The sequence below is a fragment of the Enterobacter sp. 04-C-12-SI-ECC genome (assembly GCF_047530715.1).
GTDB classification, from domain to species: Bacteria; Pseudomonadota; Gammaproteobacteria; order Enterobacterales; family Enterobacteriaceae; genus Enterobacter; species Enterobacter bugandensis.
On record NZ_JBLKDI010000003.1, the window covers coordinates 329,531 to 344,959 of the forward strand.

Annotated in this window: 15 protein-coding genes; 6 read left to right on the forward strand and 9 right to left on the reverse strand. The window is 56.2% G+C overall.

The annotated features are described in order from the left end of the window. Positions 1-98: 98 nt before the first annotated feature. The 6 genes from ACMWL8_RS07595 to ACMWL8_RS07620 form a co-directional block, all read right to left on the reverse strand. Entirely contained in the window at positions 99-281 is a 183-nt protein-coding gene (locus tag ACMWL8_RS07595; RefSeq protein ID WP_224224379.1) for a hypothetical protein, read from the reverse strand. Positions 282-427: 146 nt separating this feature from the next. After that, the gene (gene fnr, locus ACMWL8_RS07600; protein ID WP_006174991.1) at positions 428-1,180 is read right to left on the reverse strand and encodes a fumarate/nitrate reduction transcriptional regulator Fnr; all 753 of its coding nucleotides are present in this window, start codon (positions 1,178-1,180) and stop codon (positions 428-430) included. Positions 1,181-1,363: 183 nt separating this feature from the next. Next, complete coding sequence (gene ogt / locus ACMWL8_RS07605) at positions 1,364-1,879, reverse strand: methylated-DNA--[protein]-cysteine S-methyltransferase (protein ID WP_045261474.1); 516 nt, start codon at positions 1,877-1,879, stop codon at positions 1,364-1,366. Between the two features lie 10 nt (positions 1,880-1,889). Continuing rightward, the gene (gene abgT / locus ACMWL8_RS07610; protein WP_045261473.1) at positions 1,890-3,416 is read right to left on the reverse strand and encodes a p-aminobenzoyl-glutamate transporter; all 1,527 of its coding nucleotides are present in this window, start codon (positions 3,414-3,416) and stop codon (positions 1,890-1,892) included. 41 nt (positions 3,417-3,457) lie between these two features. Beyond that, positions 3,458-4,903 (reverse strand): M20 family metallopeptidase, encoded by a 1,446-nt coding sequence (locus tag ACMWL8_RS07615; RefSeq protein WP_045261472.1) that lies wholly within the window; start codon positions 4,901-4,903, stop codon positions 3,458-3,460. After that, on the reverse strand, positions 4,903-6,213 hold the full coding sequence (locus ACMWL8_RS07620; protein ID WP_045261471.1) for a M20 family metallo-hydrolase: 1,311 nt from the start codon (positions 6,211-6,213) through the stop codon (positions 4,903-4,905). The genes ACMWL8_RS07615 and ACMWL8_RS07620 overlap by 1 nt, the downstream gene beginning before the upstream one ends. Positions 6,214-6,388: 175 nt before the next feature. On the opposite strand from ACMWL8_RS07620, the gene ACMWL8_RS07625 reads away from it, so the two are divergent. After that, a complete protein-coding gene (locus ACMWL8_RS07625; protein WP_045261470.1) occupies positions 6,389-7,300 on the forward strand; it encodes a LysR family transcriptional regulator in 912 nt (303 codons plus the stop codon). A gap of 355 nt (positions 7,301-7,655) precedes the next feature. Beyond that, positions 7,656-8,219, forward strand: a complete 564-nt coding sequence (gene smrA / locus ACMWL8_RS07630; protein ID WP_045261469.1) for a DNA endonuclease SmrA — start codon at positions 7,656-7,658, stop codon at positions 8,217-8,219. 27 nt (positions 8,220-8,246) lie between these two features. Here the strand turns inward: smrA and tcp are convergent, their stop codons facing one another. Beyond that, positions 8,247-9,908 carry a methyl-accepting chemotaxis citrate transducer gene (gene tcp, locus ACMWL8_RS07635; protein ID WP_028012952.1) on the reverse strand — a complete coding sequence of 554 codons (1,662 nt, stop codon included), beginning with the start codon at positions 9,906-9,908 and terminating at the stop codon, positions 8,247-8,249. 143 nt (positions 9,909-10,051) lie between these two features. Between tcp and ACMWL8_RS07640 the strand changes: the two genes are divergently transcribed. Continuing rightward, positions 10,052-10,918: an aldo/keto reductase family oxidoreductase gene (locus tag ACMWL8_RS07640; RefSeq protein ID WP_028012953.1), complete on the forward strand. Its 867-nt coding sequence runs from the start codon at positions 10,052-10,054 to the stop codon at positions 10,916-10,918. 46 nt (positions 10,919-10,964) lie between these two features. Here the strand turns inward: ACMWL8_RS07640 and ACMWL8_RS07645 are convergent, their stop codons facing one another. Continuing rightward, positions 10,965-11,165, reverse strand: coding sequence for a hypothetical protein (locus ACMWL8_RS07645; RefSeq protein WP_045261467.1), 201 nt, complete (start codon positions 11,163-11,165; stop codon positions 10,965-10,967). Positions 11,166-11,474: 309 nt separating this feature from the next. On the opposite strand from ACMWL8_RS07645, the gene umuD reads away from it, so the two are divergent. Then, positions 11,475-11,909 (forward strand): translesion error-prone DNA polymerase V autoproteolytic subunit, encoded by a 435-nt coding sequence (gene umuD / locus ACMWL8_RS07650; RefSeq protein ID WP_028012955.1) that lies wholly within the window; start codon positions 11,475-11,477, stop codon positions 11,907-11,909. Then, positions 11,893-13,155 carry a translesion error-prone DNA polymerase V subunit UmuC gene (umuC, locus tag ACMWL8_RS07655; RefSeq protein WP_045261466.1) on the forward strand — a complete coding sequence of 421 codons (1,263 nt, stop codon included), beginning with the start codon at positions 11,893-11,895 and terminating at the stop codon, positions 13,153-13,155. Before umuD ends, umuC begins: the two co-directional genes overlap by 17 nt. A gap of 83 nt (positions 13,156-13,238) precedes the next feature. Here umuC and ACMWL8_RS07660 read toward each other — a convergent pair whose 3' ends face one another. Next, entirely contained in the window at positions 13,239-14,219 is a 981-nt protein-coding gene (locus ACMWL8_RS07660) for an NAD(P)H-dependent flavin oxidoreductase (RefSeq protein ID WP_045261465.1), read from the reverse strand. A gap of 136 nt (positions 14,220-14,355) precedes the next feature. Between ACMWL8_RS07660 and ACMWL8_RS07665 the strand changes: the two genes are divergently transcribed. Next, a complete protein-coding gene (locus ACMWL8_RS07665; protein ID WP_045261464.1) occupies positions 14,356-15,240 on the forward strand; it encodes a LysR family transcriptional regulator in 885 nt (294 codons plus the stop codon). Positions 15,241-15,429 lie beyond the last annotated feature (189 nt).

The following is a 15,429-nucleotide window of genomic DNA, read 5'->3' on the forward strand; positions in this document are numbered from 1 at the left end:
TACTACTGTCACCACAGTCTGTAATTAAAAGAGTAACCTATATATCCTGAATGAAACAGAGGGGAGCTTTTGCCAGATCAATAATTCATGAAAATTTATCAGAGGAAAAGCACGGTGGATGTCACCGCGATAAACGCAATGAACAGCAGCACCATCACCGCTATCGCAAAGGTCGTGGAATCCTGAACGTAGGTTTTTTCCTCCCCCTTCATCGGACCGACAAGCATGATCCAGATGAAGATAAAGGTCACTGAGGCGATCACGACTGAAACGAAAAACAAACTTTCTCTCAATTCATAACCTCAACGACAACCTTTCAGGCGCTGTATGGGGACGTGCTACGGTGAAAATGTCTTAAAGCGGAAGCGATGATACCAGACCAATAAATCACGTGAATTTATCAGTCTGGTTATCAACAGGCGGAGAGTTACGCCACGTTGCGGGCGTGTCCGGCAAGAACGGCCAGCGCTTCGCCGTTTTCGATAGTGATGTATTTACCCTTAACGGCCAGCATTCCGCTCTTCTGGAAACGACCCAGCAGACGGCTGATGGTCTCAACGGTCAGGCCCAGGTAGTTACCGATATCGCCACGGGTCATGGTCAGACGGAACTCACGCGGCGAGAAACCGCGCTCGGCGAAGCGGCGGGAGAGGTTGTAGATAAACGCGGCCAGGCGCTCTTCTGCGTTCTTTTTGGAAAGCAGCAGAATCATGTCCTGATCGCCTTTGATCTCACCGCTCATCAGACGCATCATCTGCTGACGCAGGTTAGGCATCTTACCGGACAGATCGTCCAGGGTTTCAAACGGAATTTCGCAAACCATCGAGGTTTCGAGTGCCTGAGCAAAGCTCGGGTGGTGACCAGTGCCGATGGCATCAAAGCCCACCAGATCGCCTGCCAGGTGGAAGCCGGTGATCTGCTCGTCACCCTGTTCGGTGATGGTGTAGCTCTTGATGGTGCCAGAGCGGATAGCATAGAGCGATTTCAGTTCGTCTCCCGCTTTAAACAGCGTCTGCCCTTTCTGAATCGGCTTTTTGCGCTCGATGATATTATCAAGCTGATCGAGTTCATGCTCATTCAGGGTAAACGGGATACAGAGCTGGCTGATGCTGCAATCCTGGCAATGGATAGCACAACCGCCAGACTGAATGCGTCGTATAATTCGCTTTTCCGGGATCATAGGTTTGCTCAAGCCTTAATTGATATTGGTCAATTTTAACATCTTTTTGGTAAGTACGTAAGCCTGACAAACCCTCAATAAGGACAAGAGACGGCAACGTGTTGCCATCTTCTTGAAATTCCACAGCTTGATTATGGATTTTTAGCCTAACCGGAAGAAAATTAAGCACAAAAAGCCTGGGATCTACAGCAAGAGATACCCTTCGTGACGTAGTAACCACTCCTTACGCTGCACGCCACCGGCATAGCCGGTCATGGTGCCGTTACGGCCAATGACCCGATGGCAGGGCACCACAATGCTGACCGGATTAGAGCCATTGGCGGCACCCACCGCGCGTGCGGCGCCTGCGCGGCCTAGCTGCTCCGCGAGCTGGCCGTAATGCATGACCTGCCCGCACGGAATCGACCGCAGCGCCCGCCACACTTCGCGCTGAAAAGGGGTACCTGCCGTGGCGGTTGGCAGAGTGTCAATGATGCTGAGATCGCCTTCAAAATACGCCGCCAGCTTGTCGCTCAGCCCGCCCGGGTTGGTGGCGCTGATGCGTTCATAACCTTGTGCGCGGTAATGAATATCAAGCAGTTCCTCCATGCGGTCGCTGTGCTCTTCCCACTCAACGGCGCGCAGGCAGAACTGCTCGTCCGCGATCACCCACAGCGGCCCGAGCGGCGTCGCAATTTTATCTTCGAGTAATCTCAGCATTTTCAATCCTTTAATTTAGCCTCGGGTATATCCCCGGCCCAATCGGCAGGCCGACAAGATACCATGCCACCAGCATCACCAGCCATACCCCTAAAAAGATAAGCGGGTAGGGTAAAACCAGCGAATAGTAGGTACCCAGTCTGGCCTCGGGCTTATAGCGCTGCAGGAAGCCTAAAAACAGCGGAACGAAAGGTGAGACGGGCGCCAGCGGGATCACCGAGGAGTCCGCGATGCGGAACAGGATCTGGGCAAACGCCGGGTGGAACCCGAGCATCATAAACATCGGCACGAAGATCGGCGCCAGAATTGACCAGATGGCGGAGCCGCTGGCAATAAACATGCACAGCAGGGATGACAGCAGCGCCAGGCCGACAAACGCCGGTACGCCGCTTAATCCGGCAGCCTCCAGCGCGTCGGTCAGGCCCACGGCCATAAACTTGCCCATGTTGCTCCAGTTAAACATCGCCACAAACTGCGCCAGCGGGAATACCATCACGATAAAGCCCGCCATCTCTTTCATTGGCTCGATCATCAGCTGCGGCAGATCGCCCTGACGGCGGATTTTGCCGGTAGCGATACCGTAGGCGAGCGAAACGACAAAGAAGAAGAGAATAATCAGCGGCACGATGCCCTGAATAAACGGCGACGGCAGGACGGTATGCTTAACCGGATCGCGCAGTATGCCGTTTTCCGGCACCACCATCAGCGCCACCAGCGCGATAAACGCCAGCGAGACCAGCCCGGCCACGCGCAGGCCGAAGCGCTGCTCTTTGCTCAGCGTCTCCAGCTTTTCATCGCTACGGCCTTCCCATTTGCCCAGACGCGGCTCGACGATCTTATCGGTTATCAGCCCGCCGACAATCGTCAGGACAATCACCGAGCTGGCCATAAAGTACCAGTTGTCGATCACGCTGACGTGCATGGCCGCATCAATGGTTTTCGCCGCCTCCGTGCTGATGCCCGAGAGCAGCACGTCGGTGGTGACGATCAGCAGGTTGGCGGTAAACCCGCAGCCCACGCCCGCAATGGCCGACAGCAGACCCGCCACGGGATGGCGCCCGACGGCGAGGAAGATCAGCGCCCCCATCGGCGGCATAATCACCAGCGCGGCATCGGATGAAATGTGGCTGAAGAAGGCGATAAACAGCACCATGTAGCTGGCATAGCGCGCGCTGACGTGGGACGCCATTTTTACCATAAGCGCGGGTAACAAGCCCACGCGTTCAGCCAGCCCGGCGCCCAGCACCAGCGCCAGAATGGCCCCCAGCGGAGCGAAACCGCTGAAGTTTTTGATGACGTTCGGTAAAAACCAGTGCAGCCCGTCAACGCTAAGCAGGTTTTTCACCGCCACCAGGCTGCCGTCTGCCGGGCTGCGCACGCTGACGTCAAAGGCCGAGAGCACGGCGGTGGCAACCATCAAAATCACAATCAGATAGATAAACAGCAGGAAAGGGTGCGGCACTTTATTGCCGATCCTTTCAACCCAGCCATAGAGCTTACCGGATGGGGAATGCGAAGGTATGGATGACATACTCATGGGCGTTCCTCGGGAGTGTTGTGTTGTTGTGTTGTGTTTTTTTATTTTAAAGGTGACGGAGTCACGCCCGGTGGGATCGGACACGCGTACGGTTTTTCTTCTATTTGTTGTTCGAACTCTTCACGGCATGTTTTCAGCAGGTCTGCATCCTGCAGCAGATTGAGTGCGGTTGCGCCCATCACTTTCCCGGCCAGCAGCATGCCTTTGTGGGCGATGGAGGTTCGTCCTTGCGCCACCAGTTGCCAGGTGTGCAGCGGCGTGCCGACGGTAAAGCAGGGGCTGAAGCACTGGGCGACCGGCATTTTCCAGCTGACGTCACCCACGTCTGTTGAACCCGCCAGCACGTTATCGGTGATGGCATAGGGCGCGACTTCATCCACCAGCAGCGTCTCCTGATGGCGGCGGGCAAAAGCTTTGCCTGCTTCTCCCCCCGTGGCGGCAATGTTTTTCAGGCTGTTCTGCAGATCGTTTGGCGTCAGCGTGGCGCGGATTTCGCGGGCAAAGTCGCGCTCTTCATCGGTCCACTCCGGCGTGCCGTAGTGCTGCAACGCGCGGTACATCGCAGCCTCAAGCGTGCGGTTCGGCAGGTAGCTGGAGCAGGCTTTATCAAAGCGGCATTCGACGGTGGTTTCGGTCATCATTGCCGCGCCCTGGGCAATTTTTTCGATGCGTTGGTAGATCTGCTGCGCGTCGGCCATCTCCGGGGCGCGGATCAGGTACAGCACTTCAGCCTGCGCCTGCACCACGTTGGGCGAAATCCCGCCGGTGTCGGTGATGGCGTAATGGACGCGCGCTTTCTCTATGATGTGCTCGTTAAGGAAGTTGGTGCCGGTAGTCATCAGCGTCACGGCGTCCAGCGCGCTGCGCCCTAAATGGGGCGAGTTGGCCGCATGCGCCGCCACGCCGTGAAAACGCCAGGCCGCCTGAATGTTGGCGAGCGTGCTGACGTTAAACATCCCGGCAAAGGCCTCCGGGTGCCAGGTGACGGCGGCATCAACGTCATCAAACAAACCTTCACGTACCATAAAGGTTTTCCCGGAGCCGCCTTCCTCACCGGGACAGCCGTAAAAACGCACCGTTCCGCTGCCGCCGTGCTGCTCCAGCCAGCTTTTTACCGCCACCGCGCCCGCAAGCGCCGCGGTACCCAGCAGGTTATGCCCGCAGCCGTGGCCGTTCGCCCCCGGCGTGGCGGATTGCGCCGTCGCGCAGTGCGCCTGCTGGCTTAGCCCGGCCAGCGCGTCGTACTCGCCCAGCAGAGCGATAACCGGTTTTCCGCTGCCGAAGCTGGCGATAAAGGCATTTGGGATACCGCCTGCCTCGCGGGTCAGCGTAAAGCCCTCGGCTTCCAGCTCGTCAGCGAGCCGTCTGGAGGACCAGAACTCTTCAAAGCGGGTTTCGGGATGATCCCAAATCGCGTCGGCAATATCGGTTAGCGTCTGACATCGCGTGTCGATGGCATCGGCAATAAAAGCGTAGTTCTCCTGCATTACACACCTCGCGTCCACGGGAAATTGAGCGCAGTTCGCGCCAGCGTTTCAATGGCGACAGCCATGACCTGCTCATCGAAGTCGAATTTTTCGTTGTGATGTCCGGCGCTCAAATCCGTGCCGAACACCATATACGACGCCATGCCGCCGTTCTGCTGCACGCGGGCCATCATCAGCGTGGCGTCTTCAGAGCCTGCTGGCGCTTTCACCTTATCGATTGCGTGCACAATTCCCGATACCTGGCTCGCCTGTTCACGCAGGTAATCAACCCAGGCCGGCGTCGGCGCGCTGGAGGTGGCGGCCCCCATCAGGCGCATCTCCGCGCTCACGCCATAGAGCGCGGCCGCGCCGGTAATGACAGCCTGCGCACGTTCAAAGACATACTGGTTTATTGCTTCGCTTTCGCCGCGGGTTTCAACCTTAATCAGTGCATTTGCGGGCACCACGTTGCGGCCGCTACCCGCCTGCATCACGCCGACGTTGACGCGGGAAGCGCCTTCGCTGTGCGGGGCGATGCTGTGCAGGGCGAGGGCGGCCTGCGCGGCGGCAAGCAGGGCGTTACGTCCATCCTCCGGTTTGCCGCCCGCGTGTGCGGCAACGCCGGTAAAGTTCACGTCGAACTTGGTGGTTGCCATAAAGTTATCGCTGCCGCAGATCGCCGTTCCGGCAGGGACGCCGGTACCAATATGGATGGCGGTAAAATAGTCCACGCCGTCCAGCGCCCCGGCGGCGACCATGGCGCGCGCGCCGCGGGTGCCTTCCTCGGCAGGCTGGAAGATCAGCTTGACGGTACCGTTGAGCTGCGCTTCGTTCTGCTTAAGCACCTTTGCCAGCCCCAGGCCAATGGTGGTGTGGCCGTCGTGCGCGCAGGCGTGCATCATTCCCGCGTTGCAGGAGGCAAAACCGTCGCGGAACGGGCGATGGCTGTCGTCGAGCGCTTCGCTTAAATCAAGGGCATCCATGTCGACGCGAAACGCCAGCGTCGGGCCCGGTCGTCCGGTATTCAGGGTCGCCACAATGCCGGTAAATCCGCCTTCAAACGGTGCCAGCCATTTCTCAGGCGCGCCCTGTGACCGCGCACGGGCAAACTCTCGCGAAAGGGTGGCGTCATCGGGCAGCCCCATACGGCTTTCGGCATCGATCACGTCGCGACCCATCGCCAGTTCGTAGCCCAGGGAGTCAAGAGTTTCCGCGACCTTTGCGGCGGTACGGAACTCTACCCAGCCGGATTCCGCAAAATGGTGAAAATCGCGACGCCATGCGATCAGCTGGGGGGCTAATGTCTGGATGTACTGCGCCAGTGTGTCCATATCTGTTCCTGTCATCATTAAAAAATGTGAACTGCTTCACGCTGTGATAGTTTTTACTTATCACTAACCGTTTTTTCACAGTTTTAACCGTTCAGGAATTACCCTCGCACATCCCTTTCCATTAAAGTAGATGACAGTTTCTTTACTCTGATAAACAACAGTTATCGGTTGGGCTATGTCATTTCAGATTAAATTTCATCAAATCCGGGCGTTTGTTGAAGTGGCGCGTCAGGGCAGCATTCGCGGTGCCAGCCGGACGCTGAATCTCTCGCAGCCGGCGCTGACCAAATCCATCAAAGAGCTGGAGGAGGGCATGGCGGCGCAGCTTTTTGTTCGCCGGAGTAAAGGCGTTGCGCTGACCGAGTGCGGGGAAGGGTTTTACCAGCGCGCCAGGCTGATTCTGGAAGAGCTGCGTGCGGCGCAGGATGATATTCGCCAGCGGCAGGGGGATCTGGCCGGGCAGATCAATATCGGGATGGGGGCCAGCGTGTCACGCAGCCTGATGCCCGCCGTCATCACCCGTTTTCACGCCCAGCACCCGCAGGTTAAAGTGCGAATTATGGAAGGGCAGCTGGTGTCGATGATCAATGAATTACGCCAGGGCGAACTGGACTTCACCATCAACACCTATTATCAGGGGCCTTACGACCATGAGTTTACGTTTGAAAAACTCTTCGAAAAACCGTTTGCGGTATTTTGCCGGGAAGGGCATCCGGCGACAGGGGCAACATCCATTAACGATCTGTTGCATTATAACTGGACAATGCCAACGCCGCGGGGGAGTTATTATAAGCAATTAGAAGATCTATTTAGCCACCGCTCGCAAATACCGCGGATTGGCGTAGTGTGCGAAACCTTTTCTTCCTGCATTAGCCTTGTTGCGCAAAGTGATTTTTTAAGTATCCTTCCGCAGGAGTTAGGCTGTGATCCGCTGCTGGCGCACCGTCTGGTCATTTTGCCGGTTGCCGAGTCGCTTCCAAAAGCCGCATATTATTTAATTCAGCGCCGGGATTCTCGTCAAACTCCGCTTGCCGAATCATTAATTACGCAATTCAGAAGGGAAGCGAGAAAAATAATTTCAGGGTGAGTGTCGCATAATAAAAAAACAGAGTCTGCCCGACATCAGACAGACCCTATAGTACACACAGCAGTGCGTCCTTTCGCAAGTCCTGGGTATTATATCCATGAGGCAGGTAAATTTAGTTATAACACCTTTCCCGAAAAATGAAAGGAAGGTGAATGACTGATTTCACGAAAATTTAACGCAAATCACCTATTTTACCGTTGCTGGGGTTTTAGTTAAGTCAGGTTTAAGTACATTTTATAATGCCTATATATATTCATCGGGTTAATATTTATCTCGTGCCTCATCTACTAAGGGTTATTGAGACACCTGTCTGGCGCAGGTATAGTACAAGCCCAGATGTAGCCGGAGGATTTCCATGAACCCTGACGACAAATCCCTTTTTCTTGACGCCATGGAGGATGTCCAGCCCCTGAAACGCTGCACCGATATCCACTGGCAGCAAAGCCGTAATACCCGGGCTCGCCAGGACATCGATACCGAACAGCTCGACAACTTTCTGACCCTGGGTTTCCTTGAGCTATTGCCACTTGACGAGCCGCTGGCGTTCCAGCGCGAAGGCGTCCAGCAGGGCGTTATTGATAAGCTGCGTTCGGGTAAATACTCCCGACAGGCCAGCTTAAATCTGTTGCGTCAGCCCGCTGAACGCTGCCGCCAGATGCTGTATTCCTTTATTCGCCAGGCCAGTCGTGACGGATTACGTAACCTCATCATCATCCACGGGAAAGGGCGCGAGCAAAATTCGCATCCTAATGTGGTGCGTAGCTATCTGGCACGCTGGTTAACCGAGTTCAAGGAAGTGCAGGCGTTCTGCGTGGCGCTGCCGCATCACGGCGGCAGCGGGGCTTGCTATGTTTCCCTGCGAAAATCCGACGACGCGAAGCAGGAGAACTGGGAACGGCACGCCAAGCGCAGCCGTTAGCGGGCGATATCTTCGCCCGCCTGAGGCTTAGAAGGTTTCCCAGTTACTGTCGGGGGTGGCATTAGCCGTTGCCGGACGCAGCAGCTGCGGCGTTTTAACGTTGGCCGGGCGCGGGGCGGTGGCGTTTGCTTTACCGTTCAGACGAAACGCGGCCACGGCCTGACGCAGCTGTTCGGACTGATCTTCCAGCGCCGCTGCCGCCGTGGCCGACTGCTGCACCAGCGCGGCGTTTTGCTGCGTCACGCTGTCCATCTGCGACACGGCCAGGCTCACCTGCTCAATTCCGCGGCTCTGTTCATCCGATGCGGACGAAATCTCGCCCATGATATCGGTGACGCGGGTGACGGCGGCGACAATCTCCTTCATAGTCGCGCCCGCTTCACTGACCTGCTCAGAACCGGTGTTTACCCGGCTGACGGAGTTCTCAATAAGCCCTTTGATCTCTTTCGCCGCCTGCGCGCTGCGGCTGGCCAGCGTACGAACTTCACCGGCAACAACCGCAAACCCGCGGCCTTGCTCGCCTGCGCGTGCGGCTTCCACCGCGGCGTTAAGCGCCAGAATGTTGGTCTGGAATGCAATGCTGTCAATCACGCCGGTAATATGAGCGATTTGCTGCGAACTGTCGGCAATTTCGTTCATGGTGCGCACCACGTTATCCACGACGTGGCCGCCGCGAGCCGCTGTTTCAGAGGCATTCTTCGCCAGCAGCGTCGCCTGACGGGCGTTATCGGAGTTCTGTTTAACCGTTGCGGTCAGCTCTTCCATGCTGGCGGCAGTCTCTTCGAGCGAGGAGGCCTGCTCTTCGGTGCGGGCGGAGAGATCGTTGCTCCCTGCGGCAATTTCACCCGCGCCGGTGTAGATGGAGTCGGTGCTGCCGCGTACGGCGCTGACGGTCGTCACCAGCGACTGCTGCATCTCGTGCAGGCCAGCCGCCAGCTGACCCATCTCATTGCGGCCAGAGAGGGTGATATCCTGCGTCAGATCGCCTCCCGCAATGGCGCGAATATGGTTCATGATGGCGTTGAGCGGTTTTAACAGCAGGTGCTGTAAACCCTGCCAGATCACCACCAGCACGGCGATAACGGCCAGGAAAATGGCTGCCAGCGTCCACTGCATCTGCGTGAAGCTGCTTTGGTTCTCTTCGGTTGCCGCCTTCAGCAGCGTGTTGTTCTCGGCGCGCCAGCGGTTATAGACCGCTTCCATGTCGTCCTGGGCCTGCTGTGCGTCCAGATCGCCATAGGCCTGGTAGTTGTCGGCACGCAGATACTCAATCGACAAACGCATCACCTCGTGCATCTGATTCCATGACTTCTGCATCTCGTCGGTTAACGCCGCATTCTGGCCGTTAACCTGCGGCATTTTCTGCCATTCTTTGTTATAGGCTTCAGCTTTAGCCAGCGAGTCGCCTGCGGTGCCGAGCAGTTTGTTAATCGCAGCAAGGGATGCCGGGTCGCGCTGGTTCTTCAGGTAGCGGATTGCCACGCGGGTGACGGTAACGCGCGTTTTCACCAGCGTGTTCACGCTGTCGCTCAGGCTTTCCTGCTGGGCATTAAGCACGCCGGAGTTCTGGAAGTTATGGCGATCGTTGCTGACGGCAGAGTAGAACAACCCTCCCGTGACAACTTGCAGCAGACAGAATATGGTGAGGGCAAAGATAATTCCGGTAATCACGTGCAGATTTTTCAGCATAGCGGTCGTCCGTTAGAAAAGATGCAGAGGTACACCCATACTATCGTCGTATAGAATTTAAACTTTAATTTAACTCGCGCTTAACTTAGGGCTTCGGTCAGGAACCTGTTGTAAATCCGGATCATTTTATGAGGAAGGTTAACATGAGCAGCATTGATAAAAGCGGGACGTACGCGCTCGGAACGCGAACGGTGAAACGACTGGGCTACGGGGCAATGCAGCTTGCCGGGCCGGGCGTATTTGGCCCGCCGAAGGATAAACAGGCCGCGCTGGACGTGCTGCGCGAAGCCGTGGCGGCGGGTGTGAATCATATCGATACCAGCGATTTTTACGGCCCGCATGTGACGAACCAGCTGATCCGCGAGGCGCTTCATCCTTACCGGGACGATCTTACCCTCGTCACCAAGATCGGTGCCCGTCGCGATGACAAAGGGGCCTGGCTGCCGGCCTTTTCCGCGCAGGAGCTGACCCAGGCGGTGCATGACAACCTGCGCAACCTGAAGCTGGACGTGCTGGACGTGGTGAACCTGCGGATCATGTTTAGCGCACACGGCCCGGCAGAAGGATCGATTGCTGAACCGCTTTCCACCCTCGCAGAATTACAGCAGCAGGGGCTGGTACGCCACATTGGTCTGAGCAACGTCACGGCCACGCAGGTGGCGGAAGCGCGGAAGATGGTGCAGGTCGTCTGCGTGCAGAACATGTACAACATTGTGAACCGCGGCGACGATGCGCTGGTGGATTTACTGGCGCAGCAGGGGATTGCGTATGTGCCGTTCTTCCCGTTGGGAGGCTTCACGCCACTGCAGTCCACCGGCCTGCAGGCCGTCGCGGATTCCCTGGGCGCAACGGCGATGCAGGTTGCGCTGGCATGGCTACTGCAACGGTCGCCGAACATCCTGCTGATCCCCGGCACGTCATCCGTGGCGCATCTGCGGCAAAACCTCGCGGCGGGAGAGGTGCAATTGCCGCCTGAAGCACTTGAAAAACTGAATGCGCTGATGGGTTAATCACAGCATGGGCAAAGCCGGAAGGACACTTCCAGGCTTTGCCTGCTCAGACTCCGTATTGACTTTTTTGTCTGTGAAGCGCTAACGCTTCTGCCACAATTTCCTGCTTGCTTTTTCGCGTCTCAAAGGCGGTGATTCTGATGTATTCCATCAGGTCAGGCTCAATGCGGGCGCTCAACATCCTGAGATCGGCCTCCTTTGCTAAACCGCGGGCAACTCGCTTGTCGGGATAGTCACGGGCTGGCATAGAAAACGTCCTCCAAAAATCTTGATAATTCGTGCCCTAAAATATGCGTTATTCTGATGTTTAAGTCAATTAATAGTGTTTCTATAGTGATTTAATGATCTTTTTTCACATGAAGTGATTTTAAAGTGTTGGTTGTTGACTTTTTTATGACTTTTGGTTGGCCCGTCTGCGATCGCCAGCAGGAGAGGTTGCTAAATTAAATCCGCTCAAACTTCAACGCGTTTGCGGTCTTTGTCGGAAATGACCTTGATCCTGTGCCGTAATCCGTAATACTGTGTTTATATACAGTATCTAGCGGGAAAGGCATTTATGGACACTCTCTTTTCTTATCATCCAAAGCAACTTATTGAATTACCTTTATATCTTGAGCGTGTTGCCTGTGGCTTTCCAAGCCCTGCGCAGGATTATGTGGAGGATCGTCTCGATCTTAACCGGCTGGCGGTCAGGCACCCCAGTGCGACCTACTTTATCAAAGTGAGCGGGGACTCCATGATCGGCGCAGGGATTAGCGACGGCGATCTGCTGGTGGTAGACCGCTCGTTAAATGCCGAACACGGGGACATTGTTGTGGCGTCGGTCGGCGGCGAGTTTACGGTGAAAGAGCTACAGACCCGCCCGGTTCTGCGGCTGCTGCCGCGTAATGCCCGCTATCAGCCGATCGCCTTTCAGTCCGAAGAGGAGCTGCAAATCTTCGGTGTCGTCACTCATACGCTCAAAACGCATAAACATGTTCGCGCTGGTTGATGTGAATAGCTTCTATGCCTCCTGCGAGAGGGTGTTTCGCCCCGATCTGGTGGGTAAGCCCATCGTGGTGGTGTCCAATAACGACGGCTGTATTATTTCGCTGTCGCGGGAGGCAAAGCAGTTCGGCATAAAAATGGGGGAGCCCTATTTTAAATTCAAAGAGAAGGGGTATCCGTCGCGGGTTTACGTCTTTAGCTCCAACTATGCGCTGTATGCCGATCTCAGCAGCCGGGTGATGCAGACGCTGACCGATCTCGCGCCGGCCATTGAGATCTACTCCATCGATGAAGCATTTGTGAACGTTTCGGGTGTCAGCAACTGCATCTCGCTGGAAGCATTCGGTCATCAGATGCGTACGCAGGTCTTTAAAAACACAGGCTTAAGTGTGGGCGTCGGGATTGCGCCGACTAAAACGCTGGCGAAGCTGGCCAACTATGCGGCGAAGCGGTGGTCAGCCACCGGTGGCGTGGTCGATCTCTCGGATCGTGGACGGCAGCGTAAGCTGCTGGCAAAGGTTCCGGTGGAGGAGGTGTGGGGCGTAGGACGACGCATCACGAAAAAACTTAACGCGATGGGGATAACCACGGCGCTGGAGCTGGCGGAAGCGTCATCCTGGGTCATCCGCAAACATTTTAACGTGGTAATGGAGCGCACGGCGCGCGAGCTTCGAGGTGAGCCCTGCCTCGATCTGGAAGAGTTTACTCCCACGAAGCAGCAAATTATCTGTAGTCGTTCGTTTGGACACCGTATTACGCAGTACGAGGAGATGCATCAGGCCATTTGCGCCTATGCAGAACGTGCTGCGGAAAAACTGCGTGGCGAGCATCAGTATTGCCGCTTTATCAGCGTGTTTGTGCGCACCAGCCCGCATGCCGACAACGAAATTTATTACGGCAACCAGGCTTCCGTCACCCTGATGACGCCCACCAATGATTCGCGCGATATCATCCGTGCCGCCACTGAGGCGCTGGGGCGTATCTGGCTTGACGGATATCGCTATATGAAAGCGGGGGTGATGCTGGCAGACTTTTTCAGCAGCGGCGTTGCCCAGCTGAATTTGTTTGACGATAACCGCCCGAGCGCCAACAGCGCGGCGCTGATGGCGACGATCGACAGCTTAAATCATTCCGGCAAAGGGAAAATATGGTTTGCCGGGCAGGGGATTGAGAAAGCCTGGGCGATGAAGCGGGAGATGCTGTCACCGGCCTATACGACGCGCTACGCGGATTTACCGGTGGCGAGGTAAAAGGCGGCTATGTGTGACAAAGAGCCGAAGACGGTTTACGGACGCCGCTCCTGTGCTGCGTCCATAGCATCAGGGTTAAGGGCTTACTCAACCGTTAACGCATCGACAACCTCGACCACGCTTCTCACGCTGCGGATATTCCCGATCCCCGTGCCGAGCGCGATATAACCTTCATCGGTGTTATTTTCCAGCATGCCCAGGCGCAGGCCCCGCAATCCTCCCATCGCCTTGCCCAGCGCTTCATTGCTTGCGCCAGCTTTATCCATCGCCGCCAGTTTTTCCGCCAGCTTGCCGGGGAGAGAACGATAGTAGTGAGGGACGGTGCGGAAAAGCAGCAGGTCCAGGCCGTTGGCGGCAACAATTTTCTCTTTGACCTCCTGCGGCACGCGGCTTTCTACGGTACTGATAAAGACCGAACCGGCAAACACGCCTTCCGCACCTAACGCATGCGCCGCTCTGGCGGTGCGGCGATCGGTAATACCGCCCGCCGCCATCACCGGAACATGCTTCACGGCATCGGCAATCAGCGGCACGATGGAAAAAGTACCCAGCGCCGTTGCGGGCAGCGTCCCGCCCTCGTCAAAACCGGTGGCGACGATAATGTCAGCCCCTGCGTCTTCCGCGAGACGGGTGTTTTCCGGGGTGGGATTAATGTCGCGGTAGATAATGGCAATACCCGCCTCTTTTAATTCACTGAACAGCGCAGGAATAATGCTGCCTTCACCATAGCCCGTATACACCACGGCCCTGACGCCTTCCTCTTTTATCACCTTAAGAATTGGCCCGGTCCAGACGTCATTAACGGCGGTGGGGATCAGGTTCACGCCGAAGGGTTTTTCGGTCAGCCGTTTGGTTTTGCGAATTTCTTCCCGCATTTTTTCGGCGGTTTCTTCCGGCGTGGAGACCGCGGTATCGGCGGTTAACCCTGCGTTGGGGCCGAGCACGCCGAGTCCTCCTGCATTGCTGACCGCGGCCACTAAACGGGCATCAGTAAGCCAGGATAACGGTCCCTGAATAACAGGCTTTTCGATACCCAGGATCTGACAGATACGGTTATTTTTCATAGCAGAACATTCCTCACGTTTGAATGGAGGAGAGTGTAGGGCGGAAGATTGTTAGGAAAAATAGCCAAAAAGATTCATCACTGTTATAAAATAAGTAACAATCCTGACATTCCTGTGACGGCAAAAGAGACAACCAATGCAACTAAATCTCTTTGAATCAATTAGAGTTTTCATTGAAATTGTCGAGTCGGGCAGCCTGACCCAGGCGGCGGAAAATCTGCAGATCCACCGTCCGGCGGTCACCAAAGCGTTACAGCATCTGGAGCAGCACAGCGGCACGCGTTTGCTGCAGAGAACAACGCGGCGGATTAGCCTGACGCCGGACGGAGAGGCGTTTTATCGCCGAAGTAAACCCCTGCTGGCGCAGGCGGACGATTTACTGGAGTCGTTTGGCACTGGCCGGGCAATACACGGTCAGTTGCGGGTGGATATGCCCATCGCTTTTGCGGCGCTGAGGGTCATACCCAACCTGCCGGATTTTTATCGGCAGCATCCTGAAATCGACATCATACTGAGCAGCTCTGACCGCCGTCGGGATATGCTGCGCGATGGCCTGGACTGTGTGCTGCGAGTGGGGGAGCTGGACGATGGTGACTATGTCGCGCGCAAAATCGGGAACATAAAAATCACGACCTGTGCCAGCCCGGCCTGGCTGGCAAAACACGGTACGCCAGAAACGCTGGATGATTTATACAAACATCAGGCCATCAACTGGATCAATAACAACAGCAGAAAAATTCAACCCTGGACGTTTACTACGCCAGAAGGCATTGCGGAAATAACGTTGCCCGGCAAGCTGGTCGTGGATAACTCCGAAGCCTACATCGCGGCGGGCCTGGCCGGGTTAGGGTTAATACAGGGGATGAATCTTTTTCTGCAGCCCTATATTGACCGCGGCCAACTGGTTGAAGTGTTACCGGAGCATCGCTCCCCGGATCGTAAATTGTCGCTTCTCTATCCACACCGCCATCTCTCCCGCAAGGTGCGGGCCTTTACCGAGTGGCTGGAAAGTTTAGTGTAAAACCGCCACCGGAGAGGAGCCCGCCAGTTCATGACACCGCGCGCCAGTCTGTTCCATGGCATTCAGCAGGCGAGGCGTGGGTTCGTTTGCGCAGTTTAGCCGCAGCAGCTGACGGAGGATGAGATCCCCCGGATCCTGAGGAACCGTTTTGCGCTGACTGCTGTGTAATCTACCGGGGAACGATTGAGC

Coding starts and splice junctions, on each gene's coding strand:
- fnr (WP_006174991.1), bottom strand. CDS start 1,180: ATGATCCCGGAAAAGCGAATTATACGACGCATTCAGTCTGGCGGTTGT.
- ogt (WP_045261474.1), bottom strand. CDS start 1,879: ATGCTGAGATTACTCGAAGATAAAATTGCGACGCCGCTCGGGCCGCTG.
- abgT (WP_045261473.1), bottom strand. CDS start 3,416: ATGAGTATGTCATCCATACCTTCGCATTCCCCATCCGGTAAGCTCTAT.
- ACMWL8_RS07615 (WP_045261472.1), bottom strand. CDS start 4,903: ATGCAGGAGAACTACGCTTTTATTGCCGATGCCATCGACACGCGATGT.
- ACMWL8_RS07620 (WP_045261471.1), bottom strand. CDS start 6,213: ATGGACACACTGGCGCAGTACATCCAGACATTAGCCCCCCAGCTGATC.
- ACMWL8_RS07625 (WP_045261470.1), top strand. CDS start 6,389: ATGTCATTTCAGATTAAATTTCATCAAATCCGGGCGTTTGTTGAAGTG.
- smrA (WP_045261469.1), top strand. CDS start 7,656: ATGAACCCTGACGACAAATCCCTTTTTCTTGACGCCATGGAGGATGTC.
- tcp (WP_028012952.1), bottom strand. CDS start 9,908: ATGCTGAAAAATCTGCACGTGATTACCGGAATTATCTTTGCCCTCACC.
- ACMWL8_RS07640 (WP_028012953.1), top strand. CDS start 10,052: ATGAGCAGCATTGATAAAAGCGGGACGTACGCGCTCGGAACGCGAACG.
- ACMWL8_RS07645 (WP_045261467.1), bottom strand. CDS start 11,165: ATGCCAGCCCGTGACTATCCCGACAAGCGAGTTGCCCGCGGTTTAGCA.
- umuD (WP_028012955.1), top strand. CDS start 11,475: ATGGACACTCTCTTTTCTTATCATCCAAAGCAACTTATTGAATTACCT.
- umuC (WP_045261466.1), top strand. CDS start 11,893: ATGTTCGCGCTGGTTGATGTGAATAGCTTCTATGCCTCCTGCGAGAGG.
- ACMWL8_RS07660 (WP_045261465.1), bottom strand. CDS start 14,219: ATGAAAAATAACCGTATCTGTCAGATCCTGGGTATCGAAAAGCCTGTT.
- ACMWL8_RS07665 (WP_045261464.1), top strand. CDS start 14,356: ATGCAACTAAATCTCTTTGAATCAATTAGAGTTTTCATTGAAATTGTC.